17 protein-coding genes are annotated in these 18,121 nt (G+C 71.6%); 12 read left to right on the top strand and 5 right to left on the bottom strand.

Going from position 1 to position 18,121, the window contains the following annotated elements:
• Window positions 1–225 precede the first annotated feature (225 nt).
• Window positions 226–1,509, top strand: coding sequence for an Hsp70 family protein (locus VET29_RS35045; protein WP_324928894.1), 1,284 nt, complete (start codon window positions 226–228; stop codon window positions 1,507–1,509).
• Complete coding sequence (locus VET29_RS35040) at window positions 1,509–2,867, top strand: LuxR C-terminal-related transcriptional regulator (protein WP_324928892.1); 1,359 nt, start codon at window positions 1,509–1,511, stop codon at window positions 2,865–2,867. Before VET29_RS35045 ends, VET29_RS35040 begins: the two co-directional genes overlap by 1 nt.
• Window positions 2,868–2,917: 50 nt before the next feature.
• Here the strand turns inward: VET29_RS35040 and VET29_RS35035 are convergent, their stop codons facing one another.
• On the bottom strand, window positions 2,918–3,538 hold the full coding sequence (locus tag VET29_RS35035) for a C39 family peptidase (protein ID WP_324928890.1): 621 nt from the start codon (window positions 3,536–3,538) through the stop codon (window positions 2,918–2,920).
• Window positions 3,539–3,688: 150 nt separating this feature from the next.
• On the opposite strand from VET29_RS35035, the gene VET29_RS35030 reads away from it, so the two are divergent.
• A complete protein-coding gene (locus VET29_RS35030) occupies window positions 3,689–4,645 on the top strand; it encodes a helix-turn-helix transcriptional regulator (protein ID WP_324928888.1) in 957 nt (318 codons plus the stop codon).
• 93 nt (window positions 4,646–4,738) lie between these two features.
• Here the strand turns inward: VET29_RS35030 and VET29_RS35025 are convergent, their stop codons facing one another.
• The 3 genes from VET29_RS35025 to VET29_RS35015 form a co-directional block, all read right to left on the bottom strand.
• The gene (locus VET29_RS35025) at window positions 4,739–5,167 is read right to left on the bottom strand and encodes an MmcQ/YjbR family DNA-binding protein (RefSeq protein WP_324928886.1); all 429 of its coding nucleotides are present in this window, start codon (window positions 5,165–5,167) and stop codon (window positions 4,739–4,741) included.
• 189 nt (window positions 5,168–5,356) lie between these two features.
• Complete coding sequence (locus VET29_RS35020) at window positions 5,357–6,514, bottom strand: 4-hydroxybenzoate 3-monooxygenase (protein WP_324928884.1); 1,158 nt, start codon at window positions 6,512–6,514, stop codon at window positions 5,357–5,359.
• A 35-nt stretch (window positions 6,515–6,549) separates the two neighbouring features.
• Window positions 6,550–7,314: an IclR family transcriptional regulator gene (locus VET29_RS35015; RefSeq protein WP_324928882.1), complete on the bottom strand. Its 765-nt coding sequence runs from the start codon at window positions 7,312–7,314 to the stop codon at window positions 6,550–6,552.
• Window positions 7,315–7,458: 144 nt separating this feature from the next.
• Here VET29_RS35015 and pcaH point away from each other — a divergent pair, with 144 nt between their 5' ends.
• From pcaH to VET29_RS34985, 6 genes are all read left to right on the top strand, one after another.
• The gene (pcaH, locus tag VET29_RS35010) at window positions 7,459–8,166 is read left to right on the top strand and encodes a protocatechuate 3,4-dioxygenase subunit beta (RefSeq protein WP_414636700.1); all 708 of its coding nucleotides are present in this window, start codon (window positions 7,459–7,461) and stop codon (window positions 8,164–8,166) included.
• Window positions 8,163–8,681, top strand: a complete 519-nt coding sequence (gene pcaG, locus VET29_RS35005; RefSeq protein ID WP_324928878.1) for a protocatechuate 3,4-dioxygenase subunit alpha — start codon at window positions 8,163–8,165, stop codon at window positions 8,679–8,681. Before pcaH ends, pcaG begins: the two co-directional genes overlap by 4 nt.
• Window positions 8,678–9,847, top strand: coding sequence for a thiolase family protein (locus VET29_RS35000; protein WP_324928876.1), 1,170 nt, complete (start codon window positions 8,678–8,680; stop codon window positions 9,845–9,847). Before pcaG ends, VET29_RS35000 begins: the two co-directional genes overlap by 4 nt.
• Window positions 9,844–10,539, top strand: a complete 696-nt coding sequence (locus VET29_RS34995) for a 3-oxoacid CoA-transferase subunit A (RefSeq protein ID WP_324928874.1) — start codon at window positions 9,844–9,846, stop codon at window positions 10,537–10,539. The genes VET29_RS35000 and VET29_RS34995 overlap by 4 nt, the downstream gene beginning before the upstream one ends.
• A complete protein-coding gene (locus VET29_RS34990; RefSeq protein WP_324928872.1) occupies window positions 10,539–11,159 on the top strand; it encodes a 3-oxoacid CoA-transferase subunit B in 621 nt (206 codons plus the stop codon). Before VET29_RS34995 ends, VET29_RS34990 begins: the two co-directional genes overlap by 1 nt.
• Window positions 11,160–11,341: 182 nt before the next feature.
• Window positions 11,342–12,067 carry a hypothetical protein gene (locus VET29_RS34985; RefSeq protein WP_324928870.1) on the top strand — a complete coding sequence of 242 codons (726 nt, stop codon included), beginning with the start codon at window positions 11,342–11,344 and terminating at the stop codon, window positions 12,065–12,067.
• Between the two features lie 541 nt (window positions 12,068–12,608).
• Here the strand turns inward: VET29_RS34985 and VET29_RS34980 are convergent.
• Window positions 12,609–13,244 carry a GntR family transcriptional regulator gene (locus VET29_RS34980; RefSeq protein WP_324928868.1) on the bottom strand — a complete coding sequence of 212 codons (636 nt, stop codon included), beginning with the start codon at window positions 13,242–13,244 and terminating at the stop codon, window positions 12,609–12,611.
• 177 nt (window positions 13,245–13,421) lie between these two features.
• Between VET29_RS34980 and VET29_RS34975 the strand changes: the two genes are divergently transcribed.
• The 3 genes from VET29_RS34975 to VET29_RS34965 all read left to right on the top strand — a co-directional run bounded on the left by VET29_RS34975 (window position 13,422) and on the right by VET29_RS34965 (window position 18,065).
• On the top strand, window positions 13,422–16,013 hold the full coding sequence (locus VET29_RS34975) for a M14 family zinc carboxypeptidase (RefSeq protein WP_324928866.1): 2,592 nt from the start codon (window positions 13,422–13,424) through the stop codon (window positions 16,011–16,013).
• Window positions 16,014–16,019: 6 nt separating this feature from the next.
• Window positions 16,020–17,237 carry a threonine synthase gene (locus VET29_RS34970; protein ID WP_414636696.1) on the top strand — a complete coding sequence of 406 codons (1,218 nt, stop codon included), beginning with the start codon at window positions 16,020–16,022 and terminating at the stop codon, window positions 17,235–17,237.
• Window positions 17,238–17,639: 402 nt separating this feature from the next.
• The gene (locus VET29_RS34965; RefSeq protein ID WP_324928862.1) at window positions 17,640–18,065 is read left to right on the top strand and encodes a hypothetical protein; all 426 of its coding nucleotides are present in this window, start codon (window positions 17,640–17,642) and stop codon (window positions 18,063–18,065) included.
• Window positions 18,066–18,121: the final 56 nt, after the last annotated feature.

The following is an 18,121-nucleotide window of genomic DNA, read 5'->3' as shown; positions in this document are numbered from 1 at the left end:
GTGGAGACAGATGCACCTTTTCCGAGGGGAGTCGGAATGTCTTACGAGGTTGGTGTGGATGTCGGGGGAACGTTCACGACCGCCGCCGTGGTCCGCGGGGGCCGCGCCGAGGTGGTCAAGGTAATGCCGTCACGGTTACCCGGTGTGCCGCAAGGCTTTCTGAGACGCGTGGGCGACGACACCCCGGTTCTTGTCGGGGCGCGCCCGGTACCGGCGGAAACCCTTGTGGCACAACTGGTCACGCAGATCGTGTCGGCGGTCGGCAGACCGGCACGCCTCGCGGTGACGCACCCGGTGACGTGGGGCCCGCACCGCGTGGCCGCGTTGCGGGCCGCGCTGGGCGAGGTCACCATGCTGTCGGCGGCGGCCGCGGTCGCCTACCAGAGCACGGCCCCGACCGCGGTCCACGACCTCGGCGGCACCACGTTCACCGCGGCGGTCGTGCACGGCCTGGCGACGGTCGGGCGGCCGGCCGAGCTGGATCTGGGCGGCGCGGACCTGGACGAGCTGGTGTTCGGCCACGTGTGCGCGGCACTCGACACGGTGCCGGCGGACCCGGCCGAACTGGCGCGGCTGCGCCAGGCATGCACCAAGGCGAAGGAGACGCTGTCGGCGGACACCGAGGTGGAGATTCCGGTCGCCGGCACCCGGGTCCGCCTCACCCGCGCGGAGTTCGAGGAGCTGGCACGGCCCCTGCTGACGGAGACCGCGGTGGCCCTGTGCCTCGCGATCGAGGAATCCGGTGTCACACCGTCGAAGGTGCTGCTCGCCGGCGGCGCGGCCTGGCTGCCGCTGCTGACACAGGTGGTGTCGGAGGAACTGGGCCGTCCGGTGGCCGCGACCCCACCGGGTGCCGCGGCCATGGGCGCGGCACTGGCCGCGGCAGGCATGCCGGTGAACCAGCCCGCTGCCGTCCGCGACCAGCTCGGCGCGGCAGGCAACGGCGTTCCGCTCGGCCGGGCACCGCGCACCGGCCAGCCCACCCGTCTCGCGGTACACCTCGAACCGTTGCCACCCAACGAGCTCCCGGGCCCGCGGGCCCTGCTTTCCCCCGCTGGCAACGGGGTGCGGACCTCCATCGTCGAGCCGGTGCGCCCGCCCGTGCCCGTCGCCGCGGCGCCCGTCGAGGCCAGGTCCAGGCGCCCACGCACGATGGTGGTCGCCGCGGCCGCCGTGCTCGCGGTGCTGGGGAGTGCCGCCGCGCTCGCGCTCGGCAGCGGTCAGGCACCCGCCGGCGCGGGTGCCGACACCATGCCGCCGACCTCGACGGTCTCCGGGACCGTCCCCGTCACGACCACCGAGGCGGCGCCGCCACCCGTCGACACCCCGACCCGCCGGACGCAGCAGCCCCAGCCCACCGAGAAGAAGACCCAGCCGACGACGACCACCACCCGGCCGGCGCCGACCACCACCACGACCACCGCGCCGGCCAGCACGCCGCCGACGACAACGACGTCGCGCACCACCAACTCCCGCTCGACCCAGACCTCCGGGGGAGGCGACCGCTGATGCTCGCGCAACTGGCCGACCAGGCCTGGCGCGCCGGCGACACCGCCGCCGCCATCGAGGCCGCTGACCGCGTGCTCGCCGCCGGCACCGACCCCGACCGCCTCGCCGCCGGCGTCGCCGCCGCGGCGTCCGCCGCCGACGGCGCCCTGTTCGACGCCGCAACGCGTTGGCGGGAGATCGCGGCCGGCGGCACGGGCGCCGCCGCCGCGATCGCCGGTGGCCGGGCCGCCCTCGCCGCCGCCCTGGTCGGGGACCTCGACAACGCCGAGCGGGACCTCGACACCGCCCGCCAGGTCACCGGTCCGGCACCGCGCGGCCTCACCGTCCTCCTCGACGGCGTGACCGCCGTCCTCGGCGCCGTCCGCGGCGACTTCCCCGCCGCGGCAAGGAAACTCGCGGGCCTCACCGCCGCGAGCGTGCCCGCCGATCCGCTGGCCGCCGAGCGGTGGGACGACCTCGCCATGGCCGTGCTCGCCGCCGGCGAGGACGACGAGACCGGCCGCGCGCTGTTCGGGTCCTCGAGCCCGCGCCGGCTGCTCGTCAGCGCATGGCTCGACCTGCGTGCCGGCCGGCTCGCCGACGCACGTGCCGGGGTCGTCGCCGCCGGCGCGTCCCCGGTGCTGCGCCGCGACGCAGTGCTCGCGGCGGCGGTGTCGGTCGGGCTCGCGCGGCGCGCGGGCGACCGCACCGCGTTGCGCACCACGTGGCACCGCGTCGCGCCGGTCGTGATGGGCGCGGACGTGGAGATCCTGCTGCTGGACGCGTGGGGCGAGCTGGCCGCGGCCGCCGAGCCGGTCGACCGGGAGATGATCGTCGCGGGCATGACCGCGGCGGTCGCACGGGCCGGCAACCCGCGCTGGGCCGTGGCCATCCTTGCCTGGTGGGCACTCCAACGCGCCACGACCGCCGACGAGGCGCGCGCCGCGGCGATGGCGCTCCCCGACACCCCACGCGGCCGCGCCGGCCGGGTCTGGGCGGCGGTGCTCGCCGGCGACGTCGACCCGGCGGCGGTGCGTGAGGCGGCGGCCGCGCTGGCCGACCGGCCATGGGAGGCGGCGGTGCTGTGCGGCGCGGCGGCCGCCCGCGTCACGGACCCCGAGACCGTGAAACGCCTGCTGGGCAGGGGCCGCGCGCTGCGCGCGACCGTGACGACCGAGCAAGCCGCGGCCGGCGTGCTGTCCACAAGGGAGCGTTCGGTCGGCGAGCTGCTGCTGGACGGCCTGACCCACAAGGAGATCGGCGCGAAGCTGTACATCTCGCCGAAGACCGTCGAACAGCACGTGGCCAGGATCCGCCAAAAGCTCCCGGCGGCCAACCGCGCCGCGCTGATCGCGGCGCTGCGTACCGCGCTGGCCTGACGACTCCGCGGCGGCTCCGGGCGGCGTGGTCCGCCCGGAGCACACGGGTTTCAGGCGCTGTAGCCCTTCGGCGGGATGAGGGTCGCGAGCTGGTTGAACGTGAGCCAGTAGAGCTGGTTGCCACCGAAGCTCGCGGGGTCGGCGATCTTCACGGTCATGTTCTCGTCGTTGTAGCCGATGACCGTGAAGTAGTGGTAGATCGTGTAGTTCGGGTAGCCGGGCGGGTGGTTGTTCGCCGGCGCCACGATGTTCGCGACGATCGGGTAGTTGTTGTCGATGTTCAGCACGATGTCACGCCACAGCAGGTTGCGCTGCGCCTGCGTCGGCGGGTCGTTGGGCATCTCCTTCGTCTCGTACCAGCCGACGTAGCCGGACAGCACCCCGGTGACCTGGCCGATCCAGTCGGTGCCGTTGGTCGTCGTGCCCAGCTCGGCGGCCAGCTGGGACTGGGAGCGGTAGATGCCGCGGGCGGACAGCGCGATCCGGGTGGCGGCCGGCCCGCACCAGTAGCCGGTCTGCTGGACCTGGTAGTCGACCGACAGCACGTGCGCGCCCTGGACACCGACATCGGCCGGCACCATGCCCGCCGGGTTCGCGCTCGCGAGTGGAGCGACGAGCACCGGTGCCACGGCCACCGCCGCGGTCACGAGCGCGAGAAGCGTCTTGCGCATGGGGATCTCCTGACGGCAGGGGTGTTGGTGAGGATTCACCAACTGTCTTGGATTTCCGATTTTGATCGTGGCAGCGGCATGCGACCATGACCAGACCTGTCCACTGGCTCACCTGCGCCATAGCGCACCTGAGCCACGCCGGAGGTCCCCGTGTTCGACGTACTCGATCCAGACAGCCCGCAGGGCCGGGTGTACCGCGCGCTCGCCCGGCTCGGCCGGGCGAGCGCGGACGCGCTGGCGGGTGCCACCGGCATGTCCGGCCCGGACGTGGCGGGCGTCCTCCGCGAGCTCGCGGACCTGGACGCGGTGGTGTCCGTGGAGAACGGCTGGGTGGTGCGGTCACCGGCGCGGGTGATGTCCGAGGTGCTGCGCGCCGAGGAGCGCCGGCGGGCCGCGTTGTGGCGGGCCGGCGCCGAGCTCGACGAGCTGTACGACCTCGCCCGCCGGGCCGCGGGCGCCCCGGAGGTCGAGCCGGTCACCGGCATCGCCGAGCTGTTCGCACTCACGGAACGGCTGCAGCAACGTGCGACCGAACGCGTCCGCTGGCTCGACCGCCCGCCCTACCGCAGCACCCCGGCCCGGTTCGCGTCACAGGAGTCGTTGCAGGCCAAGCGAATGGCGGCCGGCGTGAGCTACCGGGTGCTCTACCACCGCGCGGTCTACGACGACACCGACCTGTTCGCCGGCATGACGCGGATGATCGAGCGCGGCGAGGACGCCCGCGTGCTGGCCGACCATCCCGTGAAGCTGCTCATCGGCGACGACCGGATCGCACTGCTGGTCCCCGAACCGGAACGCGTCGGGGTCGAGGGTTCCCTCGTGGTGCACGCCTCCGGGCTACTCGGCGCGTTCGCCGGCCTGTTCGAGACACTGTGGACACTCGGGGTGCCGGTGTCCGCCGCGACGCCGGCGACCGAACTGTCCGAAAAGGACAGACAGGTCATCACGTTGATGGCCGCCGGCCTGACCGACGAGGCGATCGCCCGGCGCCTGAGCCTGTCCCGCCGGACCGTGGTCCGCCGCATCACGGAGCTGCTCGACCGCCTCGGCGCGACGACCCGCTTCCAGGCCGGTGTGCAGGCCGCGAACCGAGGCTGGCTCCAGTAGTGCTTCAGTGCTTCGCGCCGACCCGCTCGAACGCGGCCGCGCTGGGCCTCGCGCCGCGGCGAGCGCCGGTCACGGCCTCGGCGGTCGTCCGGTTCAGCCCGGCTCGCCGGCCCCGGGACCCGACCGCACCACCTGAGCCGCGAGCTTCTTCGGCGCCAGCAGGCAGTAGCTCTCGGTGAGCAGCTCCGCGATCTCGTCCCAGTCCGCGTCCGGCTCGATGATCATGCCGACGACCTGCGGGTGCCATCTCGGCTTGTAGAACGGCGGCCCGGAGTTGGCGAGCGCGTGCAGCTCCGGCCCGTCCGCGCGGAACGTCAGCACGACGGCGTCGCCGACGAGCGGGGCCTCGCGGGCGTGGGCGGGCGGGTACTCGTCGGTGATGCCGAGGACGTGCGCGAACGTCCTCGTGCGGATGCGCCAGCGGGTGCCCACCCACGCCCGCTCCTCGTGTGCCCCGGGAAGCGCGAGGCAGATCCCCCGCAGCCGGTCGACCACGTCGTCGGGCACGTCCGGGCTGGTCATGGGACTCCTCGGGCTCGCCGGTGCACCCATACATGATGCCCGCCCTGACTACGCACCACGTGGAGATCGGCGCCGGGCGCACCGGGACCCCGCAAGGACTTGATATATAACCCCACAACGGGTTACATATGGGGGCATGCGCGTGATCGTGGTGGTGACGGTGACCCTTCTGCTCGTCCTGGCCTTCGTCTAGAAGCCGATCGGGAGGCCCGCGTAGTTCTCCGCCAGCCCGGTCGCGCCCGCGACGCTGCTCGCCACCCACCGCAGCTGCGACAGCTGTAGCTGCGCGTCGAACGGGTCGCCGCCGGCATGCAGCATCGTGGTCATCCACCACGAGAAGTGGGTGCACCGCCAGACGCGGCGCAGCGCGCGGTCGGAGTACCCGTCGGCGAGCCGGGAGTCCTTCTCCAGCAACAAGGCGACGAGCGCGGGCGCCAGCAGGGCCACGTCGGCGACCGCCAGGTTCAGCCCCTTCGCGCCGGTCGGCGGCACGATGTGGGCGGCGTCGCCGGCGAGGAACACCCTGCCGTGCCGCATCGGCGCCTGCACGAAGCTGCGCATCGGCAGCACGCTCTTCTCGGTGATCGGCCCGCGCGTCAGCTTCCAGCCGTCCTGGCCGTGCCCGAGCCGCGTCGCGAGCGCGTCCCAGATCCGCTCGTCCGGCCACTCCGCGATGTCCGTCTCCGCCGGCACCTGCAGGTACAGCCGGGTGACCGTCGGCGATCGCATGGAGTTCAGCGCGAACCCGTCCGGATGCCACGCGTAGATCAGCTCGTCGGTGGACGGGGCGACCGCGGCGAGCACACCGAGCCACGAGTACGCGTACGTCCGCTGCCACGTCCGTCCCGGCACCACCGACCGGGTGGGTCCGAACGAGCCGTCGCAGCCGACGACCACGTCCGCGTCCAGCCTGGTCGCGACACCGTCCAGGGTGAACGTCACGTACGGGTCCTCGGGGTCGTGCACCGTCGTGTCCCGCACGTCGTAGATCACCTGCTGCCCGGCGGCGTCCCGCGCCCGGCCGAGGTCCTTCTGCACCTCGGTCTGCCCGTACACCCACACGCCGCGCCCGACGAGGTCGTGGAAGTCGATGTGGTGCCGCTCGGACGGCCACTGCAGGTAGATCCCGCGGTGCTCGTCGCCCTCACGCCGCAGCCGGTCGCCGAGCCCGGCCGACTCCAGGAGCTCGACCGTCGAGTGCTCGAGGATGCCCGCGCGGATACGCGACTCGACGTACTCGCGGGTCCGCGTCTCGATCACGACCGACTCGACGCCGTCCGCCGCGAGCAGGTGTGACAGCAACAAACCGGCCGGGCCGGCACCGACGATGGCCACCTGGGTACGCATGGCACCAGTAGAGACCGCCGGGCCGTCCGGCACCATCAGCCGCTTTCACTCAGTGGAAGACTGCGGCCGATGCCCCGCGCCGCGACCTTCAACGCGGCGACGAGCCGGGACCGGTCCCGGCCGAGGCTCGGCACGACGATGCCCAGGGCGGCGACGACCGCGCCGTCACCCAACCGGATCGGCACGCCCACCGAACACGCGCCGAGGCTCATCTCCTCGCTGGTCTGCGCGAACCCGTCCCGCAGCACCCGGCGCAGCTCGGCACGCAGCCGGCCCGGTTGGGTGATGGTGTACGGGGTGATGCGGGTCAGGTTCGTGAACACCCAGCCGCGCACGTCGTCCGGCGCGTGCGCCAGCAGCACCTTGCCGACGCCGGTCGCGTGCATGGGCAGCCGGGTGCCGACGTCGCTGACCACCGGCACGGACACGTGCCCGGAGAGCCGGTCGAGGTAGAGCACCGAGGTGCCGTCGCGGACCGCGAGGTGCACGGTCGCGAGCGTCGCCGCGTACAGGTCGTGCAGGAACGGCGAGGCCACCTGCCGCAGGCCGGACTGGACGGGCGCGAGCAGGCCGAGGTCCCAGAGCCGGCGGCCGACCACGTACTCGCCGGACGCGCGCCGCTCCAGCGCGCCCCATTCGGCCAGCTCGCCGGCCAGCCGGAACGCGGTGGCCAGGGGCAGGCCGGCGCGCCGGGCCAGCTCGGTGAGCGTCATGCCGCGGTGCTCGCCGTCGAACGCGCCGAGCAGCGCGAGCACCCGGGACGCCACGGTGACGCCCGGCTGTCCACTGTTCCCCGCCACGACGAGATCCTTCCGCTCAGCGGAAGGACAGTCTCGCACCCACGGCCACGTCCGGCCTAGGTTGCAGGTGTGACCGAAGCACCCCCACGTGCGGCCGTGTCGTCCGACGCGGCGGCCGCCACCCAGGACGAGATCAGCGCCGAGATCGCCGCCATCGCCGCCACCCGGACGGGCGACGAGCCACAGCCGCGGCTCGACTACGCCCCGTACCGGAGCAGCATCCTGCGGCACCCGACGAAAGCGCCGCACCAGGCCGACCCCGAGCTGGTCGAGCTGTACGCGCCGGTGTTCGGCCACCAGGACGTCGACCCGGTCGAGGCCGACCTGACGGTCCAGCACCGCGGCCAGCCGCTCGGCGAGCGGATCGTGGTGACCGGCCGGGTGGTCGACGGCGACGGGCGCCCGGTCGCGAACCAGCTGGTGGAGATCTGGCAGGCCAACTCGTCCGGCCGGTACGCGCACCTGCGGGACCAGCATCCGGCGCCGCTGGACCCGAACTTCACCGGCGTCGGCCGCTGCCTCACCGGACCGGACGGCTCCTATCGCTTCACGACGGTCAAGCCGGGGCCGTACCCGTGGCGCAACCACCTGAACGCGTGGCGGCCGGCGCACATTCACTTCTCACTGTTCGGCCACGAGTTCACGCAGCGGATGATCACCCAGATGTACTTCCCGGGTGACCCGCTGTTTCCGATCGACCCCATCTACCAGTCCATCGTGGACCCGAAGGCACGCGAACGGCTGATCGCGACCTACGACCACAGCGTCACCATGCCGGAGGTCGCGACCGGCTACCGCTGGGACATCGTGCTGAGCGGCAGCCACCGGACCTGGACGGAGGCCGCCGAATGACCGCCGTTCCCGGCCAGACGATCGGCCCCTTCTTCGGCTACGCCCTGCCCTACGACGGTGGCCCGGACCTGGTGCCGCCGAGCCATCCCGACGCCATCCGCCTCCACGGCCAGGTCCGGGACGGCGCGGGCGCGCCGGTGCCGGACGCGCTGCTGGAGATCTGGCAGGCCGACGCCGCCGGCGACGTGCCCCGGGTCGGTGGCTCGCTGCGCAGGGACGGCTACACGTTCACCGGTTGGGGCCGTGCTGCGACGGACAACACAGGGCACTACACGTTCACCACGATCGAGCCGGGCGCGCCGTTCATCGCGCTGACCGTGTTCGCCCGCGGGCTGATGAATCGCCTGCTCACACGCATCTACCTGCCGGAGCGGGCCGACGATTTCCTGCTGTCGGTGCCGGCGGACCGGCGCGAGACGCTGGTCGCGACCCGTGAGCCGGCGGGCCTGCGGTTCGACGTGAGGCTCCAGGGGGATGGTGAGACGGTGTTTCTTACCTACCCTGGACAATCATGAGCCACGCTTTCGTCTACGACGCGGTCCGCACGCCTTTCGGCCGGTTCGACGGCGCATTGTCCAAACAGCGGCCGGACGACCTCGCCGCGACCGTACTGAGCTCGCTCGCCGAACGGACTCCCGGGCTGGACACCTCGGAGGTCGACGAGGTGGTGCTCGGGCTCGCGAACGGCGCGGGCGAGGACAACCGCAACGTCGGCCGCATGGCCGTGCTGCTGGCGGGCTACCCCGTGTCGGTGCCGGGCTCGACCGTCAACCGGCTGTGCGGGTCCAGCCTGGACGCGGTGATGTCGGCGTCGAGGCAGATCGAGACCGGCGACGCGTCCATCGTGGTCGCGGGCGGTGTCGAGTCGATGACGCGGGCGCCGTGGGTGTTGCCCAAGCCCGACCGCGCGTTCCCCGCGCGGGACGTGACCGCGGTGTCGACGACGCTGGGCTGGCGCCTGGTGAACGAACGCATGCCGAAGGAGTGGACGGTCTCGCTCGGCGGGGCGAACGAGCAGCTGCAGGAGGAGTTCGGCATCTCGCGGGACCGGCAGGACGCGTTCGCCGAGCGGTCGCACCGGCTCGCACACGCCGCCTGGGAAGCGGGCTTCTACGACGACCTCACCGTGCCCGCCGGCGAGTTGACCCGTGACGAGGGCATCCGGCCCGACACGTCGCTCGAGAAGCTGGCGAGGCTGAAGCCCTCGTTCCGTCCGGACGGGACGATCACCGCGGGGAACGCGTCGCCGCTGTCGGACGGGGCGTCGGCCGTGCTCGTCGCCGCGGAGTCCGCCGGTCTCGGCCGGGACCCGGTGGCGCGGATCGCCGGGCGGGCCGCGTTCGCGCTGGAGCCGCAGCGGTTCGGGTACGCGCCGGTCGAGGCGGCGAACCGGGCGCTGGCCAGGGCGGGCATCGAGTGGTCGGACGTGGCCGCCGTCGAGCTGAACGAGGCGTTCGCCGTGCAGTCGCTGGCCTGCGTCGACGCGTGGAAGATCGACCCGGAGATCGTCAACACCCGCGGCGGCGCGATCGCCGTCGGCCACCCGCTCGGCGCGTCCGGCGGCCGTATCATCGGCACGCTGGCGAAGGTCCTGCGTACCGAGAAGGCACGCTGGGGCGTGGCGGCCATCTGCATCGGGGTCGGCCAGGGACTCGCGGTGGTGTTGGAGAACGTGTCGTGACGCTCGTCTGTTCCTCCGTCGACGAGGCCGTGGCCGGGATCGCCGACGGGTCGACGGTGCTCATCGGCGGGTTCGGCACGGCCGGGCAGCCGGTGGAGCTGATCGACGCGCTGCGCAGGCTCGGTCCGAAGGACCTGACCGTGGTGTCGAACAACGCGGGGAACGGCTCACACGGCCTGGCGGCGCTGCTGGCCGCCGGGCAGGTGCGGAAGATCGTGTGCTCGTTCCCCCGGCAGAAGGACTCGTACGTGTTCGACGAGCTGTACCGGTCGGGCCGCATCGAGCTGGAGGTGGTTCCGCAGGGGAACCTGGCCGAGCGGCTGCGTGCGGCGGGTGCGGGGATCGGCGCGTTCTACTGCCCGACCGGCGTCGGCACGCCGCTCGCCGAGGGCAAGGAGGCACGCACGATCGACGGGCGGGACTACGTGCTGGAGTTCCCGATCCACGGGGACGCCGCGTTGATCAAGGCGCATCAGGCGGACACGCTCGGCAACCTGGTGTACCGCAAGACCGCGCGGAACTTCGGCCCCGTCATGGCGACGGCGGCGAAACTGACCGTGGCACAGGTGAGCGTCGTCTCCGAACCCGGGTCGCTCGACCCGGAGGCGGTCGTGACGCCGGGGATCTTCACCAACCGCGTGGTCGCGTGCCCGTCACCGGCCGTGCTGGCGGCGGAAGGGGCGGCAGGCTGATGGCTCGGCTCGATCGTGCTGGCATCGCGCGCCTGGTGGCGGCGGACATCCCACCCGGGTCGTACGTGAACCTGGGCATCGGGCAGCCGACGCTGGTGGCGGACTACCTCGCCGCGGACTCCGGCGTCATCCTGCAGACCGAGAACGGCATGCTGGGCATGGGCGGCGCGGCGCACGGCGACGACGTGGACCCGGACCTGATCAACGCCGGCAAGGTCCCGGTGACCGAAACCCTTGGCGCGTCGTACTTCCACCACGCGGACTCGTTCGCCATGATGCGCGGCGGGCACCTGGACGTCTGCGTGCTCGGCGCGTTCCAGGTGTCGTTCCACGGCGACCTCGCGAACTGGCACACCGGCGAGCCCGACGCCATCCCGGCGGTCGGCGGCGCCATGGACCTCGCGATCGGCGCGAAGTCGGTGTTCGTGATGATGACGCTGTTCACCGACGCGGGCGTGCCGAAGCTGGTGCCGTCGTGCACCTACCCGCTCACCGGGCTGCGGTGCGTGAGCCGCGTCTACACCGACTACGGGGTGTTCCTGGTCGGCGAGAGTGGCGTGACGATCCGCGAGACGTTCGGCATCGAGGAGCAGGACCTCCGCGGCAAACTGGGCCTCTAGAAAAGGTCTGACCAGATAACGTCGTCACCATCGGTGTTATCAGGTCGAGATTGAACCGTGATCGACGGTCTTCCGTATTAGCTGTGTAAGCCGGCATGCCCCCTTTTTTCCCCGACAAGAAGGTGGTCGAGTTGTCGCCTGCCCACACACAGCCGAAACGAAGAAAACACGTCGCGATCCTGGTGGCCGGACTGGTCACCGCGGGCGGCGTCGCCTGGGCCGCGAGCGCCATGGCGGCCACCGGCAACACGGCCGCCGCGGAGACGATCGTGTGCCCGACCCCGCAGATCGGCGCGGTGCCCGCCGCCGCACAGGCCGAGGTCACCCGCGAGCTCGCGAACCTCGACAAACAACTGAGCGAAGCCAACACCCGACTCCAGAACACCCGCGGTCAAGGCGGCCCGAACTTCGTCCAGAACGCCATCCTCGGCCCCCTCACCGACAAACGCGCATCCACCCTCGACCGCATCGCCATCGCCATCGGCCGCGTCGCCGCAAAACCCGCAGGCCTCCAACAGTTCGCGACCTGCAGCCTGTCCACCGCCGGCCAACCGGCGGCCACCTCACCCCCGACGACCATCCCCGCGACCTCGACGAGCGCCGCGAACAACAACACGGACGCCGGCAAGATCGTGTGCCCGACCCCGCAGATCGGCGCCGTCCCCGCCGCCGCACAGGCCGAGGTCACCCGCGAACTCGCGAACCTCGACAAACAACTGAGCGAAGCCAACACCCGACTCCAGAACACCCGCGGCCAAGGCGGCCCGAACTTCGTCCAGAACGCCATCCTCGGCCCCCTCACCGACAAACGCGCATCCACCCTCGACCGCATCGCCATCGCCATCGGCCGCGTCGCCGCAAAACCCGCAGGCCTCCAACAGTTCGCGACCTGCACCCTCGCCAGCTAGTCCCAGCTCCCAGCTGGTCCACCCCATCGACCGGGCCGGTCCCGCCTTGCACAAACTTCCCGCACGCAAGGCGAGACCGGCCCCCTTTTGCGCAGACTTCCCCGCACGCAAGGCAAGACCGGCCCCATTGCACAGACCTCCCGCACGCAAGGCCGGCCCCTTGTCTGCACGAACTTCCGCACGCAAGGCGAGTCCGGCCCCTTTGCACAGGCCTCCCCGCACGCAAGGCAAGACCGGCCCCTTGCCGTCACCGGCCGACCGAATTCACCAGGTCCTGCCGCCACCCCCGAAGTCGCGCCGGAGCCATCGTCCCGCCACCGATCCCCGAAGACGCCGCACGAGTGGTCCATTCACGCACCCGGCCCGCCGGTTTCGTCGGTGCTGACCACTACGCTGGATTCCGGGGGGCCGACGGCCACCCTCGTCACACCTTCGGCTCACGACCGCACGAGCGGTCCATTCACGCCAGCCAGCGATCCGGTTTCGTCGGTGCCGGCCGCTACGCTGGATTCCGGGGGCCGGCGGCCGCCCGCGATCGGTCTCAGGAGGCCCGGCCGCCCCGGTTCAGGTAGCGGTCCAGGGCACTCGCCGACTTGCGGACGTGCCGGCGGGCCAGGCGTTCCGCCTGCTGCGGCTCCCCCGCCGCGATCGCCGCGACGATCTCCCCGTGTTCGGTCAGTGCGGCGTTCGGGCGGCCCGGCACCCGCGCCGACGTCGCCCGGCCCAGGCGCAGCTGGCCGGTCATGTTCTCGGACACCTGCCGCAGCCGCCCGTTCCCCGCCGCCGCCAGGATCTCCTGGTGGAACAACGCGTCCAGGTCGCCGTAGCCCGCCAGGTTGCGGGCCGCCACCTCCGCGGTCTGGGCCTCCAACAACTCCGCCAGCCGGGCCACCAGCCACTCGCGGCTCGACAGGGCCGCCGCCCGGCGGGCGGCCATGCCGTCCAGCACCTCGCGCAGCTCGTACAGCTCCCGCATGTCCTCGCGGTCGACCTCGGGCACGAAGAAGCCCCGGTGCGGGTGCAGCACCAGGAAACCCTCCCGCTCCAGCGCCGTCAGCGCGGCCTTCACCGGCGTCGCGGACAGGCCGAACTCCTCGCACAGCGGCCGCACGCTCACGTGCGAACCCGGCGCCAGCCGCCCGCTCAGGATCGCCCGGCGTAACTCCCCGTACGCCATGCTGCTCAGGGTGCTTCTCGGCAGCGACACGGCCGTCCTCTCCGCTCACAGTGATCGGGCACACAGTACCCAGCGACCACCATCCCCGGGAAAAGAGGATGACTGCATATTGAATCTAATATTGCGTGTACGAAAGGGGTGGTGTTACAACCGGTTCACAACTGGAAAGGAGTGGACATGCGCGCCTCCCTGCCCAGAGCGGTCACCGTGCTTGCCGCGGTCCTCGCTCTCGTCGCGCCCATGTCGCCGACCGCGTCGGCGGCGCCCACTATTCCCACCCCCGAGCAGTACTTCGGGTTCCGGATCGGGACCGACGGCCGGCTCGCGATGCTCGACCAGATGATCGGATACTTCAAGCTCGTCGCCGACCGCAGCGATCGGGTCGACTACACCCAGCTCGGCAGGACCACGCTCGGCAACCCGTACTCGCTGCTGACGATCAGCAGCAGGCGCAACCTCGACAACCTCGACCGGCTCGTCGGGATCAACCGGCGCCTGGCCGATCCCCGTGGGCTCAGCGACGCCGAGGCCGACCGGCTGGCACGTGAGGGCAGGCCCTTCTACTACGTGCAGGCCGGCATCCACGCCAACGAGGTCGGCAACTCGCAGGCGATGCTGGAGATCGCGCACCGGCTGGCCACCGAGCACTCCCCGTACATCGACAACATCCTCGACAGGGCCGTCATCCTCATGGTTCCCACGCAGAACCCGGACGGCCTCAAGCTCGTCAACGACTACTTCAACGCCACCGCCGGCACGAACTACGCACGCGTCTACCCGGACCTCTACCAGAAGTACACCGGCCACGACGACAACCGCGACTGGTTCATGTTCACCCAGGTCGAGTCCAGGCTGATGGTCTCGATCCAGAACACCTACCACCCGCAGGCGTTCCAGGACGCACACCAGGCCGGCACGGGCGCGCCACGCATGTTCACCCCGCCGTACCTCTCGCCGTACGACCCGAACATCGACCCGATCACCGTGCAGCAGACCAACGACATGGGCATGACCATGCAGCGCGGGATGACGTCGGCCGGCATGAAGGGCGTCGGCTGGGGCTCGACCTACGACTACTGGACCCCGTCGCGCCAGTACCAGGTCTACCACGGCGCCGCCCGCCTCCTCACCGAGGCGGCCAGCGTGTCCAACCTGGCCTACCCGCAGGTCGGCAACCGACCGTTGGGCCAGCAGGAGTCGGGCATCAACTTCCTCGAGCCGTACGACTCCAACACCTGGACCCTGCGCCAGATCGTCGACTACACCTCGCAGGCCTTCTACTCCGGCGTCGACGAGCTGGCCAACGACGGCTACAACTGGCTCAGGGACTTCTACAAGGTCGGCGTGAAGAACAGCACGCGCTCGTCGCCGTACGCGTTCGTCATCCCCGCCGGACAACGGGATCCGCAGGCCGTCAGGGACACCCTGGAGATTCTGCGGACCGGCGCCGTCGAGGTCCACCAGGCGCTGGCCGACTTCGCCGCGAACGGCAGGCAGTACCCGAAGGGCTCCTACATCGTCTACATGCGACAGCCGTACTCCGGCTTCGCCAAGACGCTGCTGGAGGTCCAGCACTACCCGATGCTGCTGCAGTACCCGGGCGGCCCGCCGCAGCGGCCGTACGACGTGACCGCGCAGACGCTGCCGATGCTGCTCGGCTTCCAGGCCGACCAGGTGCCGGGTGAGTTCACCGTCGCCACCCGCCTGCTGGACAGGACGACCCCACCGCCCGTCACCATGCCGGCCGAGCCGGGACCCGGCGGCGCCTACGTGCTGGGGCCGGAGTCCTATGGGGTGTACCAGATCGTGTCCCGGCTCCAGGAGCAGGGCATCCCGACGTTCCGCTCGGCGGCCGCGTTCACCGACGCGGGGCGTCAGTTCCCGGCCGGCACCTTCGTCGTGCCGCCGACGAGGCAGGCCGGGCAGTTGCTGCGGAGCCAGTCGAAGGCCACCGGCATCCCGGTCCACGCGGTCGCGGACGTGCCGGCCATCGAGGGCGTACAGCTCAGGCCGGGCACCAGGATCGGGCTGCTGAAGCCGCCGGACAACATCCCGTCCGGCTGGCTGATGTGGATGTTCGACCAGTACAGGGTGAACTACTCGGTCGTGCGGGCGAGCGACTACGCCGACCTGGCCGCGAAGTACGACGCGATCCTGATGCCGGAGGGCGTCAGCAGGAACTCGATCGTGAACGGCCTCAACCCGGCGAGTTACCCGCCGGAGTGGTCGTGGGCGTACGGCGCCGGTGAGACCGGCTGGAACCAGCTGCGGGACTTCGTGACGGGCGGCGGCACGCTGGTGAGCTTCGGCACCGGCGTCAGCACCGCGCAGCAGTTGTTCGGGCTGCCGATCGAGAACGTGCTGCCGGCCAGCTCCTCGGTGTTCTACGCGCCGGGTTCCCTGCTGAGCCAGCACATCGACGCGTCGACACCGACCGGCTGGGGCATGCTCGAGGACAACCCGGTGTGGTTCGAGGGCGACCGCGCGTACCGGATCACCGACCCGGCGAAGTACCCGCACCAGGTGGTCGGCACGTACCCGGCGAGCGGCGAGCAGCTCCGAAGTGGCTGGTTGATCGGCGGCGAGTACCTCAACGGCGCGGTGAACACCGTGTCGTGGCAGGTCGGCGAGGGCAACGTGGTCACCTTCGGCAACCAGCCGGCGTTCCGCACGTGGAACCGCGCCGAGCAGAAGATGATCTTCAATGCGCTCTACGACGGGCCCGCGAACAAGCTCACGCCCGAGGCCTTCGCGGCGATCGCGGACTAGGAGGAGATGTCGGTGGAGTCGTGGAACAGCGCGCTGTCGCACCTGGAGTGCGGGCGGTGCGGCCGGTGGCACGACGCGGACAGGCCGCGGAACCTGTGCGAGTGCGGCACGCCGCTGCTCGCCAGGTACGACCTCGGCGCGGTCACGGTGTCCAGGGAGGACATCGCGGCGCGGCCGGCGAACCTGTGGCGGTACCGCGAGCTGCTGCCGGTGCGGCACGAGGAGAACGTGGTCACGCTCGGCGAGGGCATGACCCCGATCCTGCCGCTGCGTTCCTACGGCTCCCGGATCGGCGTGCCGCGGCTGCACGTCAAGGACGAGGCGCTGCTGCCGACGGGCAGTTTCAAGGCACGCGGCGCGGCGGTGGGTGTCTCGCGGGCCCGCGAGCTCGGCATCGAGCGGATCACCATGCCCACCAACGGAAACGCGGGCGCGGCGTGGGCCACCTACGCGGCCCGCGGCGGCATGGGTTCGCTGATCGTCATGCCGCAGGACGCGCCGGCCATCACGCGCATGGAGTGCGTGCTGGCCGGCGCCCGTCTGTACATCGTGGACGGCCTGATCGGCGACGCCGGCCGGCTCGCCGCGCAGGCCGTCGGCGACGGCTGGTTCAACACCGCGACACTCAAGGAGCCCTACCGCATCGAGGGCAAGAAGACGATGGGACTGGAGATCGTCGAGCAGCTCGGCTGGCGGATGCCGGACGTGATCGTGTACCCGACCGGCGGCGGTGTCGGGCTGATCGGCATCCGCAAGGCGCTCGACGAGTTGGTCGCGCTCGGCTGGCTGACCGGCCGGCTGCCGAGGCTGGTGTCGGTGCAGTCGTCCGGCTGCGCGCCGATCGTGCGTGCGTTCACGGAAGGAACCGACACCGCGGCCCCGTGGGAGAACGCGGCGACCGTGGCGTTCGGCCTCAACGTGGCGAGCGCGATCGGCGACTTCCTGATCCTGTCGGCCGTCCGCGACACCAGCGGCACCGCGGTAGCCGTCGACGACGCGGACATCCTCGCCCAACAGGCCACCTGCGCGGCCGACGAGGGCGTGCTGATGTGCCCGGAAGGCGCGGCCACCCTTGCGGCCGTGGCCCACCTGCGACAAAACGACTGGCTCGACGGCTCGGAGGAGGTCGTGGTACTCAACACAGGCAGCGACCTCAAGTACCCCCACGCCACCCCGTACGAAGAGCCCCCACTACTGACCAAGAACACCCCCCTCCCACGATGACCCCCACCCCCCGCGAGTCCCGCGTTCAAACACAGCGAGTCCCGCGTTCAGACATAGCGAGTTGCGGTTTCGTGCACACCAAGGTCTCTCCGGGCACATCAAGATCGGCACGAAACCGCAAGTCGGTGTGCGCGAACGCGGGACTCGGCATGTTTGAACGCGGGACTCGCGCGGTGTTGGGGGTGTTGGTGGTGGCCGGGTGTAGTGCTGGTGGGGGTGGGACGGCGGACCGGGCGCCGGCGGCCACGGTGTCCTCGTACGTCAGCATGTCCCAGACCGTGGCGCCGCCGGTCGCCGGGAGGGACGACGCGGCCGTCGTGGCGGCGGCGGTGCCCGCGGACGTGCCGGGGTACGCCAGGCGGGCGGACCAGCCGCGGAGTGTCGTGGTTCGGCTCTGTCCCGGTGTCGCGGACGAGCTGGACGGCGGCACGGTGCAGGCCGTCCACGCTCTGGACGGGTACCGGCGCCGACGCGGACCGCCGGCTGTACGCGGTCGCGGTGCTGGACCCGGAACGTGCTCCGGCGGACCGGCTGCTCGCGACCCTCGTCCCGCAGGACTGCCCGAAGCGCGACGAGGACGGCACCACCTACGTGCACGACCGGCAGCCGTACGACCGGGACGGCTGGACCGGCGTGCTCGACACGAGCCTGGCCACGACGCCCAACGGCACGCGGTACTACGAGTCGACCTACCTGATCTCCAAGGGGGACGCGCTGGTGAACGTGGTCGCCGGCCGGCCGCAGGCCGGCCGCACCACCTTCGACCCCAGTGTCGACGAGGCCGCCGCGCGCTGCGTCGACACCATGGTCGAACGGTTCGCGGTGTGAGTCTTGCGGACCGGACGCCACCGCCCAAACCATTCGTGGTGTGAGGCAGAGTCAGG

Origin of the sequence: Actinophytocola sp. (assembly GCF_035634895.1) — a bacterium.
GTDB lineage: Bacteria > Actinomycetota > Actinomycetes > Mycobacteriales > Pseudonocardiaceae > Actinophytocola.
This window is presented reverse-complemented; position numbering and strand designations above follow the sequence as displayed.

Excerpts from the sequence above, each read along its gene's own strand:
- VET29_RS35040 (WP_324928892.1), top strand. The coding sequence starts at position 1,509 with ATGCTCGCGCAACTGGCCGACCAGGCCTGGCGCGCCGGCGACACCGCC.
- VET29_RS35035 (WP_324928890.1), bottom strand. The coding sequence starts at position 3,538 with ATGCGCAAGACGCTTCTCGCGCTCGTGACCGCGGCGGTGGCCGTGGCA.
- VET29_RS35025 (WP_324928886.1), bottom strand. The coding sequence starts at position 5,167 with ATGACCAGCCCGGACGTGCCCGACGACGTGGTCGACCGGCTGCGGGGG.
- VET29_RS35020 (WP_324928884.1), bottom strand. The coding sequence starts at position 6,514 with ATGCGTACCCAGGTGGCCATCGTCGGTGCCGGCCCGGCCGGTTTGTTG.
- pcaG (WP_324928878.1), top strand. The coding sequence starts at position 8,163 with ATGACCGCCGTTCCCGGCCAGACGATCGGCCCCTTCTTCGGCTACGCC.
- VET29_RS35000 (WP_324928876.1), top strand. The coding sequence starts at position 8,678 with ATGAGCCACGCTTTCGTCTACGACGCGGTCCGCACGCCTTTCGGCCGG.
- VET29_RS34990 (WP_324928872.1), top strand. The coding sequence starts at position 10,539 with ATGGCTCGGCTCGATCGTGCTGGCATCGCGCGCCTGGTGGCGGCGGAC.
- VET29_RS34980 (WP_324928868.1), bottom strand. The coding sequence starts at position 13,244 with ATGGCGTACGGGGAGTTACGCCGGGCGATCCTGAGCGGGCGGCTGGCG.
- VET29_RS34975 (WP_324928866.1), top strand. The coding sequence starts at position 13,422 with ATGCGCGCCTCCCTGCCCAGAGCGGTCACCGTGCTTGCCGCGGTCCTC.
- VET29_RS34970 (WP_414636696.1), top strand. The coding sequence starts at position 16,020 with ATGTCGGTGGAGTCGTGGAACAGCGCGCTGTCGCACCTGGAGTGCGGG.